General features: G+C 68.8%; 3 protein-coding genes and 1 other annotated feature. All 3 genes read right to left on the bottom strand.

The genetic code is table 11. The features are described 5' to 3' along the window. Positions 1–822: hypothetical protein (locus SX243_25870; protein ID MDY7096413.1), on the bottom strand; the 822-nt coding region annotated here is incomplete at its 3' end. After that, positions 819–959, bottom strand: a complete 141-nt coding sequence (locus tag SX243_25865) for a hypothetical protein (GenBank protein ID MDY7096412.1) — start codon at positions 957–959, stop codon at positions 819–821. The genes SX243_25870 and SX243_25865, both read right to left, overlap by 4 nt. 206 nt (positions 960–1,165) lie before the next feature. Then, a protein-coding gene (locus SX243_25860; GenBank protein ID MDY7096411.1) for an IS3 family transposase occupies positions 1,166–2,406 on the bottom strand; the annotation gives its coding sequence in 2 pieces (ribosomal slippage) (positions 1,166–2,097 and positions 2,097–2,406; 1,242 coding nt in all). After that, positions 1,991–2,104, bottom strand: a sequence feature (AL1L pseudoknot). It overlaps the preceding gene by 114 nt. Positions 2,407–2,565: the final 159 nt, after the last annotated feature.

The raw sequence follows: 2,565 nt of genomic DNA, 5'->3' as shown, positions 1-2,565 counted from the left end.
GCGATGCAGCGGCACCCGCAGATCACGGATGCGGGCCGCAGCATTCGCTTCGGTCAGGAGGCGCCGCACCAGGTGAGTACCGGGGGCGCGGGTGCTGTGCAGTCCTGCCTCAACCTGGCGCAGAAGATGCCGCTCGCGGGTAGTCGTGTTGGCCTGGCTGCCGAGTCGCAGCGAGGTCAGCAGCAGTGGCTTGGCCTGCTTCTTCTTCAGGGCCGTGACCGCTTCGCTCGTCACCAGCACGCCGTCGTCGAGACGGATGGAACCGTCCCGCTCACCAGCGGTCGCCAGACGAGCCGGCGGCACCGGTCGGGCCGGTGCCAGCAGCGCCTGCAGCACGACACGTTCGCCGCGGCCCAGGGGCTGCATGGCCGCCAAGAGCTGACCGGACTGCACCGCCGGCTCCACATCGAGACTGCGCTCGCCGTTGGTAAGCCGATACTCGACGCCACGGCGAAGCTCAAGCCGGTTGTCGAGCCCAGTGACCCGGTAGCTGACATCGGGCAGATGGGCCGCCAGGGCCGCCGCGATGGTCCGCAGGCTGGCCCGGGGCACGAGCAGCCGATGGGCGATGCCGGCGTCGGTGGCCTCCACCTCGATGCCCACGAAGGGCAGGTGGTGCCAGCGCCGCCACCACGGCGGCAACATCCCCGACACCGCGCCCAGGAACGCCTCGAGCTGCGCGGCTTCGGTGCCCGCCGGGAACCGCAGATCGAGCTGGACGAGGGTGGAGCGCTGTTCGGCGACGTCGAGTGCTCGCAGAACAACGACACCACCCAGCACGGCGGCGCCGCTGGTGATGAGGACGAGCAGCAGGCCGATCATGCGGCTGGCTCCTGCGGCGACTCGCCCTGGTCGTCGTCCTGCTTGGTCTCCTGCAGCAGGAGCATGAGTGCGGTGGCCAGCTTGGTCAGATCGGGTCGCTCCCGCTGACGGCCGGTGGCCTTGACTTCCTTGGACATGGTGGACCTCCCTTCTTCCTTGTTCGTGGTCAGCGGGGAGCGGACCCGACTGGCAGGGCGCGCTGAACGAGAGGTACTGGTTGACGCAAGAACCTCCCGCCGCTGTCCACGACATACGACGAATCGCCCGAAACGCCAAGCCCAACCTGCCGGCCGGCCTGTGGATAGGTGTGTGTGAACCGCCCTGGGTCTGATGGAGGCTCGGGCTATTGGTTTTCGACCAGGTCGTGGTCGGGGTGTGGGACACGGTAGGCGGTCTCGAACTCGGCCGGTGGCACGTCGCCGAGGTAGCCATGGAGGCGTTCGGTGTTGTGCCAGTGGACCCAGCCGAGGGTGGCGAGCTCGACGTCCTCGACGGTGCGCCAGGGTCCTTGGCCGGGGCCGCGGATGAGCTCGGCCTTGTAGTAGCCGTTGACGGTCTCCGCGAGCGCGTTGTCGTAGCTGTCGCCGACCGAGCCGATCGATGGGGTGGCTCCGAGCTCGGCGAGGCGTTCGCCGTAGCGGATGCTGGTGAATTGCGCTCCCGCGTCGGAGTGGCAGCGCAGCCCTTCGAGACGTGTGCCGCGGGACCAGCGGGCCATCTCGAGGGCGTCGAGGACCATCGAGGTTCGCATGTTCGACGCGACCCGCCAGCCGACGATCATTCGCGAGTACACGTCGATGATGAAGCAGACGTAGGCGACACCAGCCCAGGTGGCCACGTAGGTCAGGTCGGTGACCCAGAGCCGGTTGGGCGCGGTGGCGGTGAAGTCTCGTTCGACGAGGTCCGGGGACCTCGGTGCGCGCTCGTCGGCCTTGGTGGTCCGAGGCCGACGTCCTCGGCGCACGCCCTCGATGCCGGCCTGGCGCATCAGTCGGGCGGTCTGGTCTCGGCCGATGTCGAGGCCGGCTCGTTGGGCGGCCTTGTGGAGCTTGCGGGCCCCGTAGGCCCGGTAGTTGGCCTCCCAGAGCTCGACGAGGGCCGGGACCAGCTCGGCGTCACGTCGCGCTCTCGCGGAGGGCGGCCGGGACTTCGCCGCGTAGTAGGTCGACGGGGCCACCTGCAGCACCTCGCAGATGGGCTCGACCCCGAACTCGCCCCGGTGGGCATCGATGTAGCTGACCATCAGCGTTGTGGGCGGTCGAGCTCCGCCGCGAAAAAAGCCGACGCCGACTTGAGGATCGCGTTCGCTCGGCGCAGCTCCCGGTTCTCCTGCTCCAGCTCACGGATCCGAGCCGCCTCCGCCGTCGTCGTCCCCGGACGCAGCCCATCATCGATCTCGGCCTGGGCCACCCACTTGCGCACCGTCTCCGGGCCATAGCCCAGCTGATCAGCGATGCGCTTCACCGTCCCGAAATCGGTCCCCAGCTCCTCGCGCAGCGCGAACACCAGCCGCACCGCCCGCTCCTTCTCCGCAGGGCTGTACCGACGCGTCGTCGGCCTCCCCGGCGAACGTTCCTCTGGCATGACTCCATCCTCGTTTCCAAGGTCAAGAGCCTCCAACGAACCCAGGGCGGTTCATGATGTGCTGAGTGCGGCAGACCAGCGTTGCATGGCTCGCAGGTAGCCGACGTAGCGGTCACACCAGAGCCGGGACTGCGCCTCGGCGAGGCTGCTCCAACCAAG

It is taken from the genome of Acidobacteriota bacterium, assembly GCA_034211275.1.
In the GTDB taxonomy this organism is placed as follows: Bacteria; Acidobacteriota; Thermoanaerobaculia; order Multivoradales; family JAHZIX01; genus JAGQSE01.
This window is presented reverse-complemented; position numbering and strand designations above follow the sequence as displayed.